General features: G+C 67.1%; 16 protein-coding genes. 9 read left to right on the forward strand and 7 right to left on the reverse strand.

The features are described from left to right. Positions 1-100 precede the first annotated feature (100 nt). From ACQY5B_RS15465 to ACQY5B_RS15485, 5 genes are all read left to right on the forward strand, one after another. The gene (locus ACQY5B_RS15465; protein ID WP_420324575.1) at positions 101-1,447 is read left to right on the forward strand and encodes a glutamine synthetase family protein; all 1,347 of its coding nucleotides are present in this window, start codon (positions 101-103) and stop codon (positions 1,445-1,447) included. A 55-nt stretch (positions 1,448-1,502) separates the two neighbouring features. Then, positions 1,503-2,201 (forward strand): type 1 glutamine amidotransferase, encoded by a 699-nt coding sequence (locus tag ACQY5B_RS15470; RefSeq protein WP_420324574.1) that lies wholly within the window; start codon positions 1,503-1,505, stop codon positions 2,199-2,201. A 17-nt stretch (positions 2,202-2,218) separates the two neighbouring features. After that, positions 2,219-3,592 (forward strand): glutamine synthetase family protein, encoded by a 1,374-nt coding sequence (locus ACQY5B_RS15475; RefSeq protein WP_420324573.1) that lies wholly within the window; start codon positions 2,219-2,221, stop codon positions 3,590-3,592. Between the two features lie 100 nt (positions 3,593-3,692). Then, positions 3,693-4,994 (forward strand): NAD(P)/FAD-dependent oxidoreductase, encoded by a 1,302-nt coding sequence (locus ACQY5B_RS15480; RefSeq protein WP_420324572.1) that lies wholly within the window; start codon positions 3,693-3,695, stop codon positions 4,992-4,994. A gap of 197 nt (positions 4,995-5,191) precedes the next feature. Then, on the forward strand, positions 5,192-6,385 hold the full coding sequence (locus ACQY5B_RS15485) for a DegT/DnrJ/EryC1/StrS family aminotransferase (protein WP_424976275.1): 1,194 nt from the start codon (positions 5,192-5,194) through the stop codon (positions 6,383-6,385). A 72-nt stretch (positions 6,386-6,457) separates the two neighbouring features. Here the strand turns inward: ACQY5B_RS15485 and phaR are convergent, their stop codons facing one another. Beyond that, positions 6,458-6,994, reverse strand: a complete 537-nt coding sequence (gene phaR / locus ACQY5B_RS15490; protein WP_305970670.1) for a polyhydroxyalkanoate synthesis repressor PhaR — start codon at positions 6,992-6,994, stop codon at positions 6,458-6,460. 101 nt (positions 6,995-7,095) lie between these two features. Further along, positions 7,096-8,637 (reverse strand): exodeoxyribonuclease VII large subunit, encoded by a 1,542-nt coding sequence (xseA, locus tag ACQY5B_RS15495; RefSeq protein WP_420324570.1) that lies wholly within the window; start codon positions 8,635-8,637, stop codon positions 7,096-7,098. A gap of 141 nt (positions 8,638-8,778) precedes the next feature. On the opposite strand from xseA, the gene purD reads away from it, so the two are divergent. Then, positions 8,779-10,044: a phosphoribosylamine--glycine ligase gene (gene purD / locus ACQY5B_RS15500; protein WP_420324569.1), complete on the forward strand. Its 1,266-nt coding sequence runs from the start codon at positions 8,779-8,781 to the stop codon at positions 10,042-10,044. Between the two features lie 167 nt (positions 10,045-10,211). Next, complete coding sequence (locus tag ACQY5B_RS15505; RefSeq protein WP_420324568.1) at positions 10,212-11,162, forward strand: DMT family transporter; 951 nt, start codon at positions 10,212-10,214, stop codon at positions 11,160-11,162. On the opposite strand, the gene ACQY5B_RS15510 is transcribed toward ACQY5B_RS15505, so the two are convergent. After that, a complete protein-coding gene (locus ACQY5B_RS15510; protein ID WP_420324567.1) occupies positions 11,083-11,769 on the reverse strand; it encodes a thiamine diphosphokinase in 687 nt (228 codons plus the stop codon). The genes ACQY5B_RS15505 and ACQY5B_RS15510 overlap by 80 nt on opposite strands. Positions 11,770-11,908: 139 nt before the next feature. On the opposite strand from ACQY5B_RS15510, the gene ACQY5B_RS15515 reads away from it, so the two are divergent. Next, positions 11,909-14,095 (forward strand): hypothetical protein, encoded by a 2,187-nt coding sequence (locus ACQY5B_RS15515; RefSeq protein WP_420324566.1) that lies wholly within the window; start codon positions 11,909-11,911, stop codon positions 14,093-14,095. Between the two features lie 1,008 nt (positions 14,096-15,103). On the opposite strand, the gene ACQY5B_RS15520 is transcribed toward ACQY5B_RS15515, so the two are convergent. Then, the gene (locus ACQY5B_RS15520; RefSeq protein ID WP_420324565.1) at positions 15,104-15,331 is read right to left on the reverse strand and encodes a DUF2842 domain-containing protein; all 228 of its coding nucleotides are present in this window, start codon (positions 15,329-15,331) and stop codon (positions 15,104-15,106) included. A gap of 31 nt (positions 15,332-15,362) precedes the next feature. Beyond that, complete coding sequence (locus ACQY5B_RS15525) at positions 15,363-16,658, reverse strand: adenylosuccinate synthase (protein ID WP_305970677.1); 1,296 nt, start codon at positions 16,656-16,658, stop codon at positions 15,363-15,365. 140 nt (positions 16,659-16,798) lie between these two features. Between ACQY5B_RS15525 and ACQY5B_RS15530 the strand changes: the two genes are divergently transcribed. Continuing rightward, positions 16,799-17,194 carry a DUF6524 family protein gene (locus tag ACQY5B_RS15530; RefSeq protein WP_305970678.1) on the forward strand — a complete coding sequence of 132 codons (396 nt, stop codon included), beginning with the start codon at positions 16,799-16,801 and terminating at the stop codon, positions 17,192-17,194. A 15-nt stretch (positions 17,195-17,209) separates the two neighbouring features. On the opposite strand, the gene ACQY5B_RS15535 is transcribed toward ACQY5B_RS15530, so the two are convergent. Continuing rightward, a complete protein-coding gene (locus tag ACQY5B_RS15535; RefSeq protein ID WP_420324564.1) occupies positions 17,210-17,707 on the reverse strand; it encodes a CAP domain-containing protein in 498 nt (165 codons plus the stop codon). Between the two features lie 11 nt (positions 17,708-17,718). Further along, positions 17,719-19,080 carry an 8-oxoguanine deaminase gene (locus ACQY5B_RS15540; RefSeq protein WP_420324563.1) on the reverse strand — a complete coding sequence of 454 codons (1,362 nt, stop codon included), beginning with the start codon at positions 19,078-19,080 and terminating at the stop codon, positions 17,719-17,721. Positions 19,081-19,108 lie beyond the last annotated feature (28 nt).

Consider the following 19,108-nt stretch of genomic DNA (forward strand, 5'->3'; position numbering starts at 1 on the left):
GCGCCCTGCGCCGTCCCGCGACGCGCCGTGAACGCCCCCCTTGCCCAATGGCGCGGGCTCGCCTATGAATTTGATCAAATTCTGAAAGCACGAGTTCCCCATGCCCGCCCCCAGCGCCGACTGGCTGCACGACCGCCCGCAAATCCGTACCATCCGCGCCGCCGCCTGTGACGTGAACGGCGTCGCCCGAGGCAAGCGCATGCCCATCCCCAGCGCCGTCAAGATGCTCAAGGACGGCACGCGCTTTCCCTTTTCCGCGCTGAACGTCGACATTTGGGGCGAGGACATCGCCGACAGCCCGCTGGTCTTTGACAGTGGCGACCGCGACGCGATCCTGTTCCCGACCGAACGCGGCTTTGTGCCCATGCCCTGGCTGGAGGCGCCCACCGCCCTGCTGCCGATCTGGATGTTCCACGAGGACGGCCGCCCCTTCGAGGGCGACCCGCGCCATGCGCTCTCGTTCATACAGAAGCGCTTTGCCGAAAAGGGGCTGACCCCGGTGGTGGCGGTGGAACTGGAGTTCTACCTGATCGACGACAGCACCCGGCGCCTGCAGGTGCCTGTCAGCCCCCGGTCGGGCAAGCGGCGCGACGCGGCAGAGGTGCTGTCGATCCGGGCGCTGGACGCCTTCGACATCTTCTTTACCGACCTCTACGAGGCCTGCGAGGTCATGGACATCCCCGCCGATACGCTGATCTCGGAGGCGGGGCTGGGCCAGTTCGAGGTCAATCTGATGCACCAGGCGGACCCGCTGAAGGCCGCCGACGATGCCTGGCTGTTCAAGATGCTGGTCAAGGGGCTGGCCCGGAAACACGGTTTTGCCGCCAGCTTCATGGCGAAACCCTACGAGGATTATTCCGGCAACGGCATGCACGCGCATTTCAGCGTGCTGGACGAAGACGGCAGGAACATCTTTGACAACGACGGACCGGAGGGCACCGACGCGCTGCGCCATGCCATCGGTGGCTGCCTTGCCGCCCTGTCGGACAGCGCGCTGGTCTATGCACCGCACCTGAACAGCTACGAACGCATCGTGCCCGGGTCGCACGCGCCCTCGGCGATCTGCTGGGCCTATGACAACCGCACGGCGGCGGTGCGCGTGCCCTCGGGGCCACCCGCGGCGCGCCGGATCGAACACCGGGTCGCGGGGGGCGACGTGAACCCCTACCTGGCGCTGGCCGCGATGCTGGGCGCCGCCTTGATGGGGATGGAGGACAAGACCGAACCGCCGGCGCGCATCACCGGCAACGCCTATGACCAGGACCTGCCGCATATCCCGCGTGACTGGGGCAGCGCCATCGAGGCCTTTGCGCAAAGCCCGCTGATGCCGCGGATCTTTCCCAAGGAGCTGATCCGCAACTTTGTCCTGACCAAGCGGCAGGAGCTGCGCGACCTCGACGAGCTGACCAAGCACGAGCAGATGGACCTTTACCTGGATACGGTCTGATCTTGCAGGGCGCGCGGCGCGCGCCTAGCTTGCGGACCAGGAACATGGGTGTCTCATGAAAATCGGTATCTTGCAGACGGGCATCGTGGTGCCGGAACTGGCCAGGGATCACGGCCAGTACCCGGAGATGTTCATCGACCGCCTTTCCCACGCCGGGTTCGAATTTGAAACCTGGGCCGTGGTGAACGGAGAGTTCCCGCCCGGACCGGAGGCCGCCGACGGCTGGCTGATCACCGGGTCGCGCCACGGGGTCTACGAGGACCACGCCTGGCTGGCACCGCTGGAGGAGTTGATCCGCCAGATCGTCGCGGTGGACCGGCCGCTGGTGGGGATCTGTTTCGGGCACCAGGTGATCGCGCAGGCGCTGGGAGGCACGGCGGTCAAGTATCCCGGCGGCTGGGCCGTCGGGCCGCAGACCTATGACTTCGAGGGACGCGGGCCGAGAACCGTCATGGCCTGGCACCAGGACCAGGTGACAGAGCCGCCCGAGGGCGCGGTGACGCTGGCCGGCAATGACTTCTGCCGCCATGCCGCCCTGCTCTATCCGGGCAAGGCCTACACGGTGCAGCCGCATCCCGAGTTCGACCGCGCCTTTACCAAGGGGCTGCTGGACACGCGCGGCCCCGGCGTGGTGCCGGACGAGATCCTGCATGAGGCCGAGGCGGGGCTGGATGCGCCTCTGGACAGTGCCGAGTTGATCGACGACCTGATTTATTTCCTGAAACACAAGCGGCTGCCGGAAAGCGCCGCCTGAAACGCAAAGGACACCCCGTGGACACGAGTGCCCCGAGAGACTGGACCGAAACCCTGCCCGAACCGGCCCGCGCCTACCTGGAGGGGCGCCGCCTGGACGAGGTCGAATGCATCGTCTCGGACCTGCCGGGGATCGCGCGGGGCAAGGCGGTGCCGGCGTCGAAATTCGCCCGGATGGGCTATTTCCACCTGCCGGATTCGATCTTCTTCCAGACCATCACCGGCGACTGGGGCGAGGCCGCCTCGGACGAGGGGTTCATCGAACGGGACATGATCCTGAAACCGGACATGACCACCGCCACCGCCGCCCCCTGGACCGGCGACTGGACCCTGCAGGTGATCCACGACGCCTTTGACCGGCACGGCGAGCCGGTGCCCTTCAGCCCGCGCAACGTGCTGCAGCGCGTGGTCGCGCTGTATGAGGCGCAGGGCTGGAAGCCGGTGGTGGCGCCGGAGATGGAATTCTACCTGGTGGCGCGCAACGTCGACCCGGCCAAGGACATCGAACCGATGATGGGACGTTCCGGGCGCCCCGCCGCGGCGCGCCAGGCCTATTCGATGACTGCCGTGGACGAATTCGGCCCGGTCATTGACGACATATACGATTTCGCCGAGGCGCAGGGGTTCGAGATCGACGGCATCACGCAGGAGGGCGGCGCCGGCCAGCTGGAGATCAACCTGCGGCACGGCTCGCCGGTCAAGCTGGCGGACGAGGTGTTCTATTTCAAGCGGTTGATCCGCGAGGCGGCGCTGCGCCACGACTGTTTCGCCACCTTCATGGCCAAGCCCATCGCCGACGAACCGGGCAGCGCCATGCATATCCACCATTCGGTGCTGGACCTGGAGACCGGGCAGAACCTGTTTTCCGGCCCGCAGGGCGGGGAAACGGATGCCTTCTACCACTTCATCGGCGGGTTGCAGGCGCATCTTCCCTCGGCCATCGCGGTGCTGGCGCCCTATGTGAATTCCTACCGGCGCTACGTGAAGGACCATGCCGCCCCGATCAACCTGGAATGGGGGCGCGACAACCGCACGACCGGCATCCGCATCCCCCTGTCCGGCCCCGACGCGCGGCGGGTGGAGAACCGGCTCGCGGGGATGGACTGCAACCCCTACCTGGGCATCGCGGCCTCGCTGGCCTGCGGCTACCTGGGGCTGATGGAAGAGCGGCGCCCGTCCAAGCAGTTCCGCGGCGATGCCTACGAGGGCGAAGGCGACATTCCCCGGGTGTTGGGCCAGGCGCTGGACGTCTTCGACGGGGCCACGGCCCTGCACGAGGTGCTGGGACCGGAATTCGCGCGGGTCTATTCCATCGTCAAGCGCACGGAATACGAGGAATTCCTGCAGGTGATCTCTCCTTGGGAGCGCGAGCACCTGCTGCTGAACGTGTGATCCGGCGGTGCGCGCTGACGCGCGCGCAGGTTGGCGGAATGGGGGCTCTGCCCCCAAACCCCCGGAGTATTTCTGCAAAGAAGAAGCCACGAGGTGCGGCGTGAACCTGCTGTTTTCCAATGACCGACGCGGGGAATATCCCGAGAGCTGGTATGCCTCGGTGACGCCGGAGCTGCCGCCTTACCCGGTGCTGAAAGGCGAGGTGCGCGCGGATGTCTGCGTGGTGGGGGGCGGGTTCACCGGCCTGTCGGCGGCGCTGCACCTGGCGGAGGCCGGGCTGGACGTGGCGCTGGTCGAGGCGCACCGGGTCGGGTTCGGCGCCTCGGGGCGCAACGGCGGACAACTGGGCAGCGGGCAGCGGCAGGACCAGGTCAAGCTGGAGAAGATGGTGGGACGCGACGACGCGCGCCGGTTCTGGCAGCTGGGCGAGGAGGCCAAGGCGCTGGTGCGGGACCTGGCGGCGCGGCGCGGCATCGACTGCGACCTGCGCGCGGGGATCGCCTGGGCCGGGTCTTCGGACGGTTCGGTGCGCGAGTTGCACGACTACGCGGACCACATGGCGCGGCAGTACGGCTATGGGCTCGAGGTGCTGGACAGGGACGGATTTGCCGCGCTCTGCCCCTCGCCCGCCTATCGCGGCGGGGTGCTGGACCGGGGGGCGGCCCATCTGAACCCGCTCAAGCTGGCGCTGGGTCTGGCCCGAGCGGCCGAGGCGGCCGGGGCACGGATCCACGAGCGCAGCCATGTGCATCATATCCGGCAGGGCAAGAGCGTGACCGTGCAGACCGAGGCCGGGCGCGTTGTGGCGGATCACCTTGTGCTGGGCTGCAACGGTTACCTGGGCGGGCTGGACCGGCAGGTGGCCGCGCGGGTCATGCCGATCAACAATTTCGTCGTGGCGACGGAGCCGCTGGGGGCGGAGGCCGCGCGGGTCTTGACGCAAGAGATCGCCGTGTCCGACGACCGTTTCGTCGTCAACTATTTCCGCCTGTCGCCCGACGGGCGGCTGTTGTTCGGGGGGGGCGAGAGTTATGGCTACAGGTTCCCCGCGGACATCCGCGCGACGGTGCGCAAACCGATGCTGGAGATCTTTCCGCATCTGCGGGACGTGGAGCTGACCCATGCCTGGGGCGGGACGCTGGCGATCACCATGAAACGCCTGCCGCACCTGGCTCGGCTGGCCCCGAACGTGCTGTCGGCCTCTGGCTATTCCGGGCACGGGGTGGGCAACGCGGTGCAGGCCGGCAAGCTGATGGCCGAGGCGGTGCGCGGGCAATCGGCAGGGTTCGACGCTTTCGCCGCCCTGCCCAGCCCCGCCTTTCCCGGCGGGCCGGCATTCCGGTCGCCGCTGCTGGCGCTGGCGATGACCTGGTACGCGATGCGCGACCGTCTGGGACTGTAGCCCGGCGATTACCCTGACAATCCGGACGAGCCGATCGGATCCCGTGACAGGGTCCGGCGCGGTTTCGGCTGCGGAAAACCCGGCGTCGCAGGGATCGGGCCGGGCGGAATGCGACGCTTTGGGGCTTTCCTCAGATCCTTAACTGATTTACATTTTCGAAAACCGAGCTTCAGGATTTTGAAAACATGCTTCCGAACATGCACGATGCCGAGCCGATCCCGGCCGAGGCCCGCGCCGAGATCGACCGCCTTTTGCAGTCCGGCGACCTGTTCCGCTACACCGCCCCCGAGGATGCGCCCGTCGCCCTGCTGGAACGCGAATTCGCAGAGTTCATGGGCGTGAAATACGCGCTTGCGGTGTCGAGCTGCTCGGCGGCGCTGTTCCTGTCGCTGGAGGCGCTGGACCTGCCGAAGGGCGCGCGCGTCATGATCCCCGGCTTCACCTTTGCTGCCGTGCCTTCGTCCATCGTGCACGCGGGACTGGTGCCGGTGCTCTGCGAAGTGGGCGAGGACTATCGCATCGACATGAAGGATTTCGCCGCCCGCCTGCCCGGCGTTCAGGCGGTCATCGTCAGCCACATGCGCGGCCATACCTCGGACATGGACGCGATCCTGGCCCTGTGCGCCGAGGCCGGCGTGCCGGTGATCGAGGATGCGGCGCATTCCCTGGGCACCACCTGGCACGGGCGCAAGATCGGCACTCTGGGCCGTGTCGGCTGTTTCAGCTTTCAGAGCTACAAGCTGGTGAATGCCGGCGAAGGCGGCATTCTGGTGACCGATGACGCCGACCTGGTGGCCCGCGCCGTGATCCTGTCGGGCGCCTACGAGCACGCCTGGAAAAAGCACCTGCGCGCGGGCGACAATACCGCCGAACTGGAAGAGGCCTTTGCCCGCTGGCAGAACCGGTTGCCGCTGTACAACCTGCGCATGTCGAACCTCTCGGCGGCGGTGATCCGACCGCAGTTGCCGCATATCGACCGGCGTGTGACGGACGGGCGCCGCAACCATGACCATGTCGCGGCACGGATCGATCAGAGCCCCTGGATCGAGGTTCCCGCGAAACTGGCGCCCGAGGAACGCGCGCCGGATTCGCTGCAGTTCAACCTGTGCGGCATGACCGACGCCGAAGTGCGTGCCTTTGTCGATGCCGCCGAGGCCGAGGGCGTCAAGGTGCAGGTCTTTGGCCTGAGCCGCGACAATGCCCGCGCCTACTGGAACTGGCAGTTCCTGCCCGAGATGCCCGAATTGCCGCGGACCCGCGCGATGCTGATGCGCGCCTGCGACACCCGCCTGCCTGCCCGCCTCTCACTCACGGACTGCGATGCCGTGGCCGCCGTGCTGACCCGCGCGGCAGAAACGGCCACGGCGCCGCAACGCGCCTACGGCACCTGAGGCGGGTGAGCCGGCGCCCCGGTCACCTCCCTGACATGGGGGACGGTGGCCGGGCGCCCTCTGCCCGGCGGATTACTTGTCGAGCTTGGACAGCTTGTTCTGCAGGTCGGACAGCTGCTTCTTTATGGTCTCGAGGTCTTCCTTGCTTTCCTTGGACGGCTTTTCCCCGTCCTCGCCGGGAAGCTGCCCGCCCATCGCCTTGAGGAAGGCCTCTTGCTGGGCCTGCATCGCCTCGAAGCCCTTGGCCATCGGGTTCATGGAATTGACGTTCTCGAACCACTTCGACTGGCTGTCGCGGAACATCTCGAAGCTGGCGGCCAGGAACTGCGGCACGGCGCTGGTGGCCTGGGTGGTATAGCTGCGCACGAGATCCGTCAGCACGTTGATCGGCAGGACGCTCTGGCCCTTGCTTTCGTGCTCGGCCACGATCTGCAGCAGGTATTGCCGGGTCAGGTCGTCGCCGGATTTCAGATCGACGATCTGGACGTCGCGCCCGTCACGGATGAACCCGGCGATGTCCTCGAGCGTGACATAGTCGGAGGTCTCGGTGTTGTAGAGCCGCCGGCTGGCGTAACGCTTGATCAGAAGCGGTTTTTCACTCTCGGCCACAGGTGCCCTCCCCGACATTGGTGCAATGCAGCGAATCCTATGCGAGTGCAGAAGAAAAGGAAAGCCTGCGGGCGGTTGTGACGCAGAATGAAGGTTCGGCGCTAGAACAGGCTGCCCTGTTCGGGCGGTTTCGGCTTGGCCGGTTTGCGGGGTGAGGAACGCCCGCCAAGCTTTAGCGTGCCATCGGCAAATTCGATTTCCAGCCCGGTGGCCTCCTCGGCGGCGGCCTTTGTCGTCACCAGGTGGCCATCGCCCCGCACCACGGCATAGCCGCGCCGCAGCGTCTCTCGGTAGCCCAGCGTCTCGTGCAGGCGCATGAGCGCGTCCAGCTTGCGGCGCTTTTCGCCCTGGCGGGCGGTCATGGCCTCGTCCAGCCGGCGGGTCAGGCCCGCCAGCCGTTCCCGGCCCACGGCGATCTCGCGCGTGATCTGGCGTGGGCTCAGCCGGTCGGCACGGCGGCCCAGCGCCTCGCGCCGGGCCTTGACAAGGCGCGCCAGCGCAGGGCCAAGCCGCGCGCCGCGATCCTCCAGCCGCCGCTGTTCCACCGCGATGGCACGGGACAGGACACCGGGGCGCAGGCTGCCCGCGGTCTCGGACAGGTGCAACTTGCGCCGCTCGACAGAACGCGACAGCGCCAGCGGCAGCCGTTCCCCCTGTATGTCGAGCCTCTGGCGCGGCCCGTCCAGCAGTTCCTCGGGGCGCGGCAGGGCGCGGGACAGATCGCGCAGCCGCTGACCGCGGACCTCGAGCCGCTGCGACATGGCGCGCTCCATCCGGGCGCCGAAATCGCGCACGGCGCCGATCAGTTCCATGCGTACGGGCACCGCCAGTTCCGCCGCCGCCGTGGGCGTCGGTGCGCGCCGGTCGGACACGAAGTCGATCAGGGTGGTGTCGGTCTCGTGCCCCACGGCCGAGATCAGCGGAATGTCCGAGGCGGCGGCGGCACGCGCCACCACCTCTTCGTTGAAGCCCCAGAGATCCTCGACCGAGCCGCCACCGCGCGCGACGATCAGCAAGTCGGGGCGCGGCAGCGCGCCGCCGGGCGTCAGGCGGTTGAAGCCTTCGATGGCACGGGCCACCTCGGGCGCGCATTTGGCCCCCTGCACCGCCACCGGCCAGATCAGCACCTTGCGCGGAAAACGCTCGCGCAGGCGATGCAGGATGTCGCGGATCACCGCGCCGCTGGGCGAGGTCACGACGCCGATGATCTCTGGCAGGTAGGGCAGGCGTTTCTTGCGTTCGGCGGCAAACAGCCCCTCCGCCTGCAACATCGCCTTGCGCTTTTCCAGCATCGCCATGAGCGCGCCCGCGCCCGCCGGTCGGATGTCCTCGATGACGATCTGGTATTTCGACTGGCCGGGAAAGGTGGTCAGGCGCCCGGTGGCGATGACCTCCATCCCCTCTTCGGGCTGGGTCTGCAGACGGGCGGCGACGCCTTTCCACATCACGCCGGAGATCACGGAACGGTCGTCCTTGAGATCCAGGTAGACATGCCCGGACCGAGGTCGGCTGACGCGCCCAATCTCGCCGCGCACCCGGACAAAGCCGAATTCGCCCTCGATGACGCGTTTCACCGCGCCCGAAAGCTCGCTGACACTGAATTCCGGCGTGTTGCCCTCTGGTCCGTCGTCGATCAGGTCCATGCCGCCTCGCTTGCTCTTGCCTGCGGCTGACCTTAAACGACGGCCAACCGCCCGAAAAGACGCCCCCGGCGTCTTCTTGGTCCAAATCCCCGGAGGCGCGACGGGTCAACCTGTCCACCCGGCCAGCAAAGGAGTGCGCCCGTGAACATTCTCATCCTCGGCAGCGGCGGCCGCGAACACAGTCTTGCCTGGGCCACCCTGCAGAACCCCAAGTGCGACAAGTTGATCGTGGCGCCGGGCAACGCGGGCATCGCCCTGATCGCCGAATGCGCACGGCTGGACATCGAGGACCCGGGCGCAGTGACGGAATTCGCCGGCGAAAACGCCATCGACCTGGTGATCATCGGGCCAGAGGCACCGTTGGCCGCCGGCGTGGCCGACCGCCTGCGCGAGGCCGGCATCCTTGTCTTCGGCCCCTCTGCCGACGCCGCCCGGCTGGAAGCCTCCAAGAGCTTTACCAAGGAGATCTGCGCCGCCGTGAATGCCCCCACCGCGGGCTATGGCCATTTCACCGAGGCCGATGCCGCCAAGGACCATATCCGCGCCCAGGGCGCGCCCATCGTCGTCAAGGCCGACGGGCTGGCCGCGGGCAAGGGCGTGATCATCGCCGAAACCGTCGAGGACGCCTGTGCGGCGGTCGACGACATGTTCGGCGGCGCCTTTGGCGGCGCGGGCGCCGAGGTGGTGATCGAGGAATTCATGAGTGGCGAAGAGGCGAGCTTTTTCGTGCTGGTCGATGGCGAGACCTGCCTGCCCGTGGGCACGGCGCAGGACCACAAGCGCATCGGCGAAGGCGACACCGGCCCCAATACCGGCGGCATGGGGGCCTATTCCCCCGCGCCGATCATGGACGAGGCCGTGACGCAGAAGGCACTGGACGAGATCGTGCGCCCGACGATGGCCGAGATGGTCCGGCGCGGGATGCCCTACCAGGGCGTGCTCTATGTCGGGCTGATGATCGAGAACGGACAGCCCCGGCTGGTGGAATACAACGTGCGGTTCGGCGATCCGGAATGCCAGGTGCTGATGCTGCGGCTGGGGGCACAGGCGCTGGACCTGATGAATGCCTGTGCCGATGGGCGGCTGGCCGAGGCGCAGGTCACATGGGCCGAGGATCACGCCATGACCGTGGTCATGGCCGCCGACGGTTATCCCGGCGACTATGCGAAAGGCACCGAGATCCGCGGCCTGGACGCCCTGCCCGAGGACAGTTTCCACATGATGTTCCACGCCGGGACCAAGGCCGAGGGCGGCAAGGTGCTGGCCAATGGCGGGCGGGTGCTGAACGCCACGGCGCGTGGCACCTCCCTGCAGGAGGCCCGCGACCGCGCCTATGCGCTGGTCGATGCCGTGGACTGGCCCGAAGGCGTGCATCGCCGCGACATCGGCTGGCGCGCGCTGGACTGAGACCGGAGGCCGTCGCGCAACCTCTCATTGGTTGCGCGGGCCAGCTTTGTCGGCGCCGGGGCCTGTTGATTGGGGGGGCTGGCGCCGCCGGACGACCTGCACCGCCTCGCAGGCCGCTGATTGCTTTTGCCGTTTCGCCGCTGGCGCCCCGGCGCTAGGGTCCGCGCATGAACGACACCGATCTCGACCGTCCCATGCTGGGCATTGCCCTGATGCTGGCATTCTGCCTGCTGGCGCCCTTTGCGGATGCGCTGGCGAAACTGCTGGGGTCCGAGATGGCGGTTGGCCAGTTGGTGACGCTGCGCTTTGCGTTTCAGGCGGCGATCCTTGTCCCGCTGAGCATCGCGACGCGCCGGGTCTGGCGGATGGATGGGCGCATCCTTTTCTTCGTCACCCTGCGCACGCTGCTGCATATCACGGGGATCTCGCTGGTCTTCACCTCGCTGCTGTACCTGCCGCTGGCCGATGCCATTGCCATCGCCTATGTCATGCCGTTCATCCTGCTCTTGCTGGGGTTCTGGTTCCTGGGCGAGGAAGTGGGCTGGCGGCGGCTGGCGGCCAGTGCGGTGGGCTTTGCCGGCACCTTGATGGTGGTGCAGCCCGCCTTTTCCGAGGTCGGCTGGCCCGCGCTGCTGCCGCTGGGTGTCGCCGTGGTGTTTGCGCTGTTCATGCTGGTGACGCGGCGTATCGCCGGAGAGACCGATCCCATCGCGATGCAGGCGGTCTCTGCCTTGATCGCCCTCGTGATCATGGTCCCGGTCATGGCGCTGACCCCGACCCAGACGGTCGAGGCTCTGTCATGGATCGCACCTTCGGCCCGCGGTTGGTGGCTGATCACCGCGATGGGGGCGGCGGGGACGCTGGCGCACCTGCTGATGACATGGTCGTTGCGCTATGCGCCGGCCTCGACCCTAGCGCCGATGCAGTACCTGGAAATCCCCTTTGCCACCGCCGTGGGCTATGTGATCTTCGGCGACCTGCCGGGGCCGCTGGCGACGCTGGGAATCGGTGTGACCATCGCCGCCGGGCTGTACATCGTCATGCGCGAGCGGGCCATCCACCGGGCGCGTCCGCCAGTCCCGAAAGCAGTACATTCAGGCATTCCGCCGGCAGGATGAGCAGCATCTGCGGCCCGTCCATCGACAGGCGCACCGGCCCGGTCACCTCGTTCGAGGTGCCCACGGGGCCAGTTGGCGCAAAGTTCAGCCCGTCGATCGGCCAGCGAAGCCCCCGTGACCGCCCGGTGACCGGCGCCATGGGAAAGAGCGACAGCCGCGTGCCCGGCGCAAGGTCCAGCGCCAGGTCGGGCGGGCAGAGCATGGTCACGTCCTCGGCCCCGATCAGAATGCAACGCACATCGCGGCGTGTTGCCAGCACCGTCATGGCCGCCAGTTGATGATCCAGCCGCTTGCCCAGGAACCCGTAGCCAAAGACCAACGGCGCCGAGATATGGCGCAGGCACTTGTCGAAATCGGTGCTGTCCTGTTCCGCGATGGGCCGCAGAACGCCGGGATCCAGCCGGGTCTGCACCTCTGGCGCCAGCGAATCCATGTCGCCATAGACGGCATCCGGCATCCGGCCCTGCGCCAGCACCGTTTCGGCGCCGCTGTCGGCCGCTACGACCACCTCCGCCGCCTGAACCGCCCGGGCCAGCACCGCGTTGTCGACTTCGCCGCCCCCCACGAGGAGGACTGGCGTGTCGCTATGAACAATTTTAGACTTCATGGCGAATTAATGGCTTTTTGGGAAACAGACCACAATCCGGTCACGAAATGATACCCTTCCGGGCACAGATTCGATCAGCTTTCGTCCCGGTCAGCGTGGTAAACACACTGTTGCAGAACGATAGAAAGTGAGCAGCACTATGGTGAGTTCGAGCAAGATCCTGACCGTGTCCTACGGCACCTTCTCCTGCACCGCCGAGGGGTTCGACGATCCGTTGGACGTGGTCAAGGAAGCCACGCATTTCTTCCGCGGCGTCGTCGGAGAGGACCGGTTCTTTGGCGCCGAACCGCCGCAGTTCGATCCCGAACTTGCCTCGGAATACCTGCGCGACCGCCTGGCCGAGCCGGGCAGCGGCACGCTGTCCATCGGCAGCCCGCCGCGCGTGATGGCCGCCGCCGCCTCTGCCGGGGCGATGGCCGCCGCGATGTCGGGCCGCGAGCAGGACGCCGTTGCCGATGACATGCTGCCCGATGACGATACCATCGAAGCCACCGCCGTTCTGACCGAAAGACCGGAGCCTGCGACCGCCGACCTCGTGCCCGAGGCCGCGCCGGACGACGTGGCCCCCGACGGGACGGAGGCTGCGCCTGCTCCGCGGCCCTCCGCTCCCGACGATATCACCGCCAAGCTGGACCGGATTCGCGCCGTCGTCGCCTCTGCCGAGGAAGAGGACGAGGACGACGCACCACAGGCCACGCCGGAGGACACACCCGAAGTGGCCCCCGAAGGCGAGGCGCTGGAAACGCTGCTGGATGAACTGGTCGTCGAAAGCGGCGACACCGAGGCGGCAGAACTGGACGAGACCCTGTTTGCCGACAACGACGAGGACTCCGATCTGGCGGCGGACCTGAACGTCGACCTGGACGCGCCGGAAGAGGATCACGACAGCGCGCTGGATGCCGCCGTTGCCAGCCTGATGGCCGAAGACGACGACAAGGAAGACGCACCCGAGGCCGCCCCCCTGCGCCGGACCGCGGCGACCGCCGCCGCTGCCGCGCTGGCCACCGGCCCGATGCGTCCAGATGCCGAACCCGACGAGAGCGATGACATCGCCGAAGCGCCCGAGGATGCCCCCGAGGCGGCGCTGGACCTGGCCTGGACCGCAGAGACGGCGCCGGAACCGGAGGCCGAGGGCCCTGCCCCCGCGCCCGTCGACGATTTGCCCCCCGAGGATCAGCCCGAACCCGCCCCGGTGCGCGCCCGCATCGTCAAGGTCAAGCGCGCTGCCTTTGAACAGGCCATCGACGAGGGCACGCTGGAAGAGGTTCTGGACGACACCGCGCCTGGCGGTTTCACCCCGGAAGAAACCAGCAGCCTCAGCCCCGAGGAAGAAGAGGAACTGGCCCGGGAACTGGCCGCCGTGAAGGCGGAACTGGCCAGCGACTTCGGCGCCTGGGACGAGGACGACGATGCCGCGCTGTCCGATACCTGGGACACCGTCACGGACGAGGATGAAGACGAGGCTTTGGCGACTGCCGCGCCAGATGTGGACGCCGCACCGCTGCGCCTCGACAACCCGATCACCGCCCCCGAGGCAGAGCCCGCCCCGGACCTGGAAGACACGGTTGCCGAAGCAATTCAGGACAACGCGCGCAAGGCCGTCAAGCTGGCAAGCCCGGCCCGCGCCATGCTGACCGAGGGAGAGGTCGGCGACGGCGACACCTCGCGCCTGCTGGACCAGACCAACACCGAGATGGACGAACCCGAAGGCAACCGCCGCCGCAGCGCCATCGCCCACCTGCGCGCCGCCGTGGCCGCCACCAAGGCGGATCGCCACCTGAGCAAGAAGGCGGATGCCGCCGAGGAACAGGAACCCTACCGCGAGGATCTGGCCAGCGTGGTGCGCCCGCGCCGTCCGCAAAGCGTGAGCCACCCCAGCCCGCGCCCCGCGCCCCATGACGATGCGCCGACGCCACTGAAACTGGTGGCGGAACAGCGTGTCGCCGCGGCCTCCGACGCCGGCGAGCCCGGCCCTGTCCGCCCGCGCCGCGTGCGCCGCACCGTTCCCGCGCCCGAAACCCACAGCCCGGCACAGGCCGGCACGGCCTCGGGCTTTGCCGCCTATGCCCAGAACGTGGGCGCCGCGGAACTGCCCGAATTGCTGGAGGCCGCCGCCGCCTACATGTCCTACGTCGAAGGCCGCGATCAGTTCTCGCGCCCGCAGTTGATGACGACGCTGCGCCAGGCCGAGGTCACCGACAGCTCACGCGAGGACCGGCTGCGCAGCTTTGGCCAGCTGCTGCGCGAGGGCAAGATCCGCAAGACCTCGGGCGGTCGGTTCACCGCCGCGGAGACGATCAGTTTCAAGCCCGCCGCCAACGGCTGATCCCGTCCATAGAAAGCCCCCGTACCGGGTCCCAGCCACCTGTCAGCTGTGACGAACGTCCAGCCGCACAACCTGAGGGCCATAAATGAACGCGCGCTTGCAGAAATCTGCGAGCGCGCTGTCGCATCGCCTGTCGGGTATGCCGGCATCCTGCCGTTCGCCTCGGACACTCCATTCTCGCCGCGCAAGTGAAGGGCGTGGAAGGGGCGGATCGCGTTGAAAATCTCGGCCTTGATCGAGGGAGATTTGGCTGGTTCAAAACACCGGGTAGGAGGATCGGCCAGGGTGGGCCCTCTTCTGGCGCTGCTCCACAAGGTCTCGCTCGAGGATCACATGCCGCAGGATCACCTGCTTCGCTCCATCGACCGATACGTGAACAACTCCGGGCTCCGCAGCCATCTCGCTGATTTCTGCGGCCAAACCGGAATCAACACTCGTGGTTACAACCCCTCAACAAAGAAGAATTTGAACAAAGCGCCTTCTTCAAACCTCCTCCTATCTGGTTTCGGCAGGCGATTGACGAACACGGTAAATCCAAGTGGGTAAACCAGCCGGAAAAAGGAGACGTAAAACGCCAGCCCAAGGAGCGAACTCAATAGGAGTTCACCTTTGGATGTTGGAAGATATATGAAAAATTTAGATCCACCCCACAAGAAGACCGAAACAGCCAGATTTCGCCGCAATGCACAGAGTTGGCGCAGACGCTACGTCACGGTGAGGGATTTCGCGGGGGGCAGGTTACCTTAGTGTGTCGCGTCTGGCTATTCTGGAGCTTCTGTTCGAGATCAAAGCAATGACGGCTGTTTGAAGCGCAAGAAGAACGGCCATTCGAAACATCAAATCGAATGGCCACGATATCCTGCATTTCTGACCTGTGGGCGGTCTAAATACTCCAGCAAGGCACGATCAGCACCACATCTGGCACGGTCACCTGCCGCGCTCACCGCAAGCCTCAAGGGACCGAAAGCTGGGCACTGCTACCGCGGGCGACGAGCGTCCGTCCTGCCGTCAGTCCCTGTCGTCGGGGTCGGCCTGGCCGACGCCCATGAAGATCGGCTTCAGCGGCAGGATCCAGGCCACGCCGAAAAAGACGTAGATCACGAATTCCACCGCCACCGGCAGGTGCCAGAGGTCAAGGCGGCTCAGCACGCCCCAGGCCACCACGATATAGAGCGGGAACCCCACCAGCAGCACGAAAAGGGACCAGCGCCTGCGCGCCTTGTAGCTGAGTGCCATGTCTTGCTCCTTTCCGACCCTGCGGATGCAGTTAGTCCGCGAAGGGGTCCGTGACCAGAATCGTGTCATCACGCTCGGGCGAGGTGGACAGCAGGGCCACCGGACAACCGATCAGCTCTTCGACACGGCGGACGTATTTGATCGCCGCGGCCGGCAGATCGGCCCAGCTGCGCGCGCCTTCGGTCGATTCGCTCCAGCCTTCCATCTCTTCGTAGACCGGCACGCAACGCGCCTGTTCCTCGGAGGCGAAGGGCAGGTAGTCCAGAACCTTGCCGTCCAGCTCGTAGCCGACACAGATCTTGAGCGTCTCGAACCCGTCCAGCACGTCCAGCTTGGTCAGCGAAATGCCGTTCACACCCGAGGTCGCACAGGTCTGGCGCACCAGCACCGCGTCGAACCAGCCGCAGCGGCGCTTGCGGCCCGTGGTGGTGCCGAACTCATGACCGCGCTCGCCCAGGCGCTGACCGTCCGCATCGTCCAGCTCGGTCGGGAACGGCCCCTCGCCCACACGGGTGGTGTAGGCCTTGACGATGCCCAGCACGAAATCGATGGCGCCGGGGCCGATACCGGTGCCGGTGGCCGCCTGCCCGGCGATGACGTTCGATGAAGTGACAAAGGGATAGGTGCCGAAATCCACGTCCAGCAGCGCGCCCTGGGCCCCTTCGAAGAGAATACGCTCACCGGCGCGGCGCTTCTCGTTCAGGATCTTCCAGACCGGGGCCGCGTATTGCAGGATCTCCTCGGAAACCTGCCGCAGCTGCGCGATCAGCGCGTCGCGGTCCACCGCTTCGATTCCCAGGCCACGGCGCAGCGGGTCGTGATGCGCCAGCGCCCGGTCCACCCGCGCCTGCAGCGTGGCATCATCGGCCAGGTCGGCGACGCGCACGGCGCGACGGCCCACCTTGTCCTCGTAGGCCGGGCCGATGCCGCGACCGGTGGTGCCGATCTTGGCGCCCGGACGGGCGGCGGCCTCGCGGGCGCGGTCCAGCTCGCCGTGGATCGGCAGGATCAACGGCGTGTTTTCGGCGATCATCAGCGTTTCGGGCGTGATTTCCACACCTTGCGCGCGGATCGTCTCGATCTCGGACACCAGGTGCCAGGGGTCCAGCACCACGCCATTGCCGATGACCGACAGCTTGCCCCGGCGCACCACGCCAGACGGCAGCGCGTGCAGCTTGTAGACCGTGCCATCGACGACCAGCGTGTGCCCGGCGTTGTGGCCACCCTGGAAACGGCAGATCACATCGGCCCGGCTCGACAGCCAGTCGACGATCTTGCCCTTGCCTTCGTCACCCCATTGCGCGCCAACCACGACGACATTTGCCATCACATTCCCCTTTACGGCGTTGCAAACCCGCGCGTGTATACGCGCGCAATGCCGCCTGCGAAACCGCAAAATCGCCGCAAGAGACTGGACAGGCGCGCGCCGTCAGGGCAGCAAGGCGGCAAACCTCTGGAGGTGCCCATATGAGTTTCCTGCTGCGCTGGCTCTTTGCCTTCGTCCTGCTGGCCGCAACCTACAACCCGAGCCAGGTCAATTATGTCCGCTGGGCCATGAACAATGTCGACGGGAACCTGCCGCTGGTGGTGCTCTTCGGGATCGTGCTGCTGATCGGCTATATCATCTACCTGCGGGCGACGCTGCGCTCGATCGGGGTTTTCGGCATGGCGTTGGTGCTGGGGCTGGTCGCCGCGATTCTCTGGGCGCTGGTCTATTATGGATTGCTCGATCTGTCGGACCCCAAGCTGTCGACCTGGATCGGGATTTTTGCCCTGTCGCTGGTACTGGGCGTGGGCCTCAGCTGGTCGATCATTCGACGCAAGCTGTCGGGCCAAATCGACATGGACGACGTCGAGGAATAAGGCGCCAGCGGCGGCTCAACAGCCGTCGCGCCCCACCACCATGACCCAGCTGTCATTGGAACTGCGCACCAGCCCGTATTCCGTGGCACCCTGGGACAGCATGGTGCGCCGGTGTCCGGGCGACCCGGCCCAATCAGACATCACCTCGCCCAGCGTGCGCTGCCCCCGGGCGATGTTTTCCGCGATCACGCAGGGCCGGTAGCCGGCCCTTTGCACGCGGCTCATCGGGTTGCTGCCGTCCGGGCCGACATGGTCGAAAAAGCCCTTGCGGTCCATGTCCTGCGCGTGGCGGCGCGCGGCCTCTTCCAGCCGGGCGGAGCGCGTCAGTGGCGGCAGGCCGTTTTCGGCCCGAAAGGCGTTCAGCGCCGCGCCGCCCTGCCCTTCGGCAAAGCCGCCAAAACCGCGCGAGGCCGGTTCGGCGCGCATCGCGCCTTGTCCGGAAAACCGCCCTTGCGGCACCCAGCCGCAAGAAGCCACAGCAGCGCAGAGCGCCATCATCCAGACCAGCCGCATGTCATTTCCCCCTAAAGCGCCTCGGCCAGCTTGCGCGCCAGCGCGTTCTGCCGCGCCACCGCCGCGTCGATGTCAAAGCTGACGATCCGCCCGTCCTCGACCACCAACCGGCCTTCGACCAAAAGATATCGGACGCGCTGCGGTCCGGCCAGCAGCAGCGCCGCCGGGTCCCAGCTACCGGCGCTTTCCAGCCCACCAACGTCCCAGAGCGCGATATCCGCGCGCTTGCCCACCGCGATCTGGCCGCAATCCTCGCGCCCCAGCACCTGTGCCCCGCCGCGCGTGGCGATCCACAGCGCTTCGCGCGCGCTCATGGCGTCGGCGCCGCGCGAAACCCGCTGCAACAGCATCGCCTGTCGCGCCTCTGCCGCGAGGTTCCCGGCATCGTTGCTGGCCGATCCATCCACGCCCAGCCCCACGCGCACGCCCGCGTCGCGCATCGCCCGCACCGGGGCGATGCCGCTGCCGAGGCGGCAATTGGAGCAGGGGCAATGGGCCACGCCGGTTTTCGAACGGGCGAAGAGGTCGATCTCTTGCCCGTCGAGTTTCACGCAATGGGCGTGCCAGACGTCCTCGCCGGTCCAGCCCAGATCCTCGGCGTACTGGCCGGGACGGCAGCCGAACTGCGCCTGGGAATAGGCAATGTCCTCGTCGTTTTCGGCCAGGTGGGTGTGCAGGCGCACGCCCTTGTCGCGGGCCAGGATCGCCGCGTCGCGCATCAGCTCTCGGCTGACGGAAAAGGGCGAACAGGGGGCGACAGCGACGCGCAGCATCGCGCCCTCGGCAGGGTCATGGAAGGCGTCGATCACCCGGACGCAATCGTCGAGGATCGCCGCCTCGCCTTCGACCAGCGAATCCGGCGGCAGGCCGCCGTCGCTTTCGCCGATACTCATGGCGCCGCGCGTGGGGTGGAACCGCAATCCCACCTCGCGCGCGGCGGCGATCGTGTCGTCCAGCCGGGCGCCATTTGGATAGAGGTACAGGTGGTCCGAGGACATGGAGCAACCCGACAGCGCCAGTTCCGCCAGCCCGACCTGGGCCGAGACGAACATCTCGTCAGGACCGAAGCGCGCCCAGATCGGGTAGAGCGTCTGAAGCCAGCCGAACAGCAGCGCGTCCTGCCCGCCGGGCACCGCGCGGGTCAGCGTCTGGTACAGGTGGTGGTGCGTGTTGACGAGACCGGGCGTGACCACGCAGGAGGCCGCCTCGACGATACGCCCGGTGGTGGTCAGCCCCTGCCCGATCTGCGTGATCACTCCGTCGCGGATCAAGATGTCTGCGTCGGTCAGTTCACTCGCGTCGTCGTTCATGCACAGGACGGTCCGCGCGTTGCGGATCAGGATTTCAGGTTGTGGATTTGTGGAATGTGCCATGTCAGCCCCTCACGAAAGCCCTTTTCGG

It is taken from the genome of Antarctobacter sp. (assembly GCF_965277915.1).
Taxonomy (GTDB): Bacteria; Pseudomonadota; Alphaproteobacteria; order Rhodobacterales; family Rhodobacteraceae; genus Antarctobacter.

What these genes read in the sequence shown, in the direction of transcription:
- ACQY5B_RS15465 (WP_420324575.1), top strand. Translation starts at nt 101, where the DNA reads ATGCCCGCCCCCAGCGCCGACTGGCTGCACGACCGCCCGCAAATCCGT.
- ACQY5B_RS15470 (WP_420324574.1), top strand. Translation starts at nt 1,503, where the DNA reads ATGAAAATCGGTATCTTGCAGACGGGCATCGTGGTGCCGGAACTGGCC.
- ACQY5B_RS15485 (WP_424976275.1), top strand. Translation starts at nt 5,192, where the DNA reads ATGCACGATGCCGAGCCGATCCCGGCCGAGGCCCGCGCCGAGATCGAC.
- xseA (WP_420324570.1), bottom strand. Translation starts at nt 8,637, where the DNA reads ATGGACCTGATCGACGACGGACCAGAGGGCAACACGCCGGAATTCAGT.
- ACQY5B_RS15505 (WP_420324568.1), top strand. Translation starts at nt 10,212, where the DNA reads ATGAACGACACCGATCTCGACCGTCCCATGCTGGGCATTGCCCTGATG.
- ACQY5B_RS15510 (WP_420324567.1), bottom strand. Translation starts at nt 11,769, where the DNA reads ATGAAGTCTAAAATTGTTCATAGCGACACGCCAGTCCTCCTCGTGGGG.
- ACQY5B_RS15515 (WP_420324566.1), top strand. Translation starts at nt 11,909, where the DNA reads ATGGTGAGTTCGAGCAAGATCCTGACCGTGTCCTACGGCACCTTCTCC.
- ACQY5B_RS15520 (WP_420324565.1), bottom strand. Translation starts at nt 15,331, where the DNA reads ATGGCACTCAGCTACAAGGCGCGCAGGCGCTGGTCCCTTTTCGTGCTG.
- ACQY5B_RS15525 (WP_305970677.1), bottom strand. Translation starts at nt 16,658, where the DNA reads ATGGCAAATGTCGTCGTGGTTGGCGCGCAATGGGGTGACGAAGGCAAG.
- ACQY5B_RS15530 (WP_305970678.1), top strand. Translation starts at nt 16,799, where the DNA reads ATGAGTTTCCTGCTGCGCTGGCTCTTTGCCTTCGTCCTGCTGGCCGCA.
- ACQY5B_RS15535 (WP_420324564.1), bottom strand. Translation starts at nt 17,707, where the DNA reads ATGCGGCTGGTCTGGATGATGGCGCTCTGCGCTGCTGTGGCTTCTTGC.
- ACQY5B_RS15540 (WP_420324563.1), bottom strand. Translation starts at nt 19,080, where the DNA reads ATGGCACATTCCACAAATCCACAACCTGAAATCCTGATCCGCAACGCG.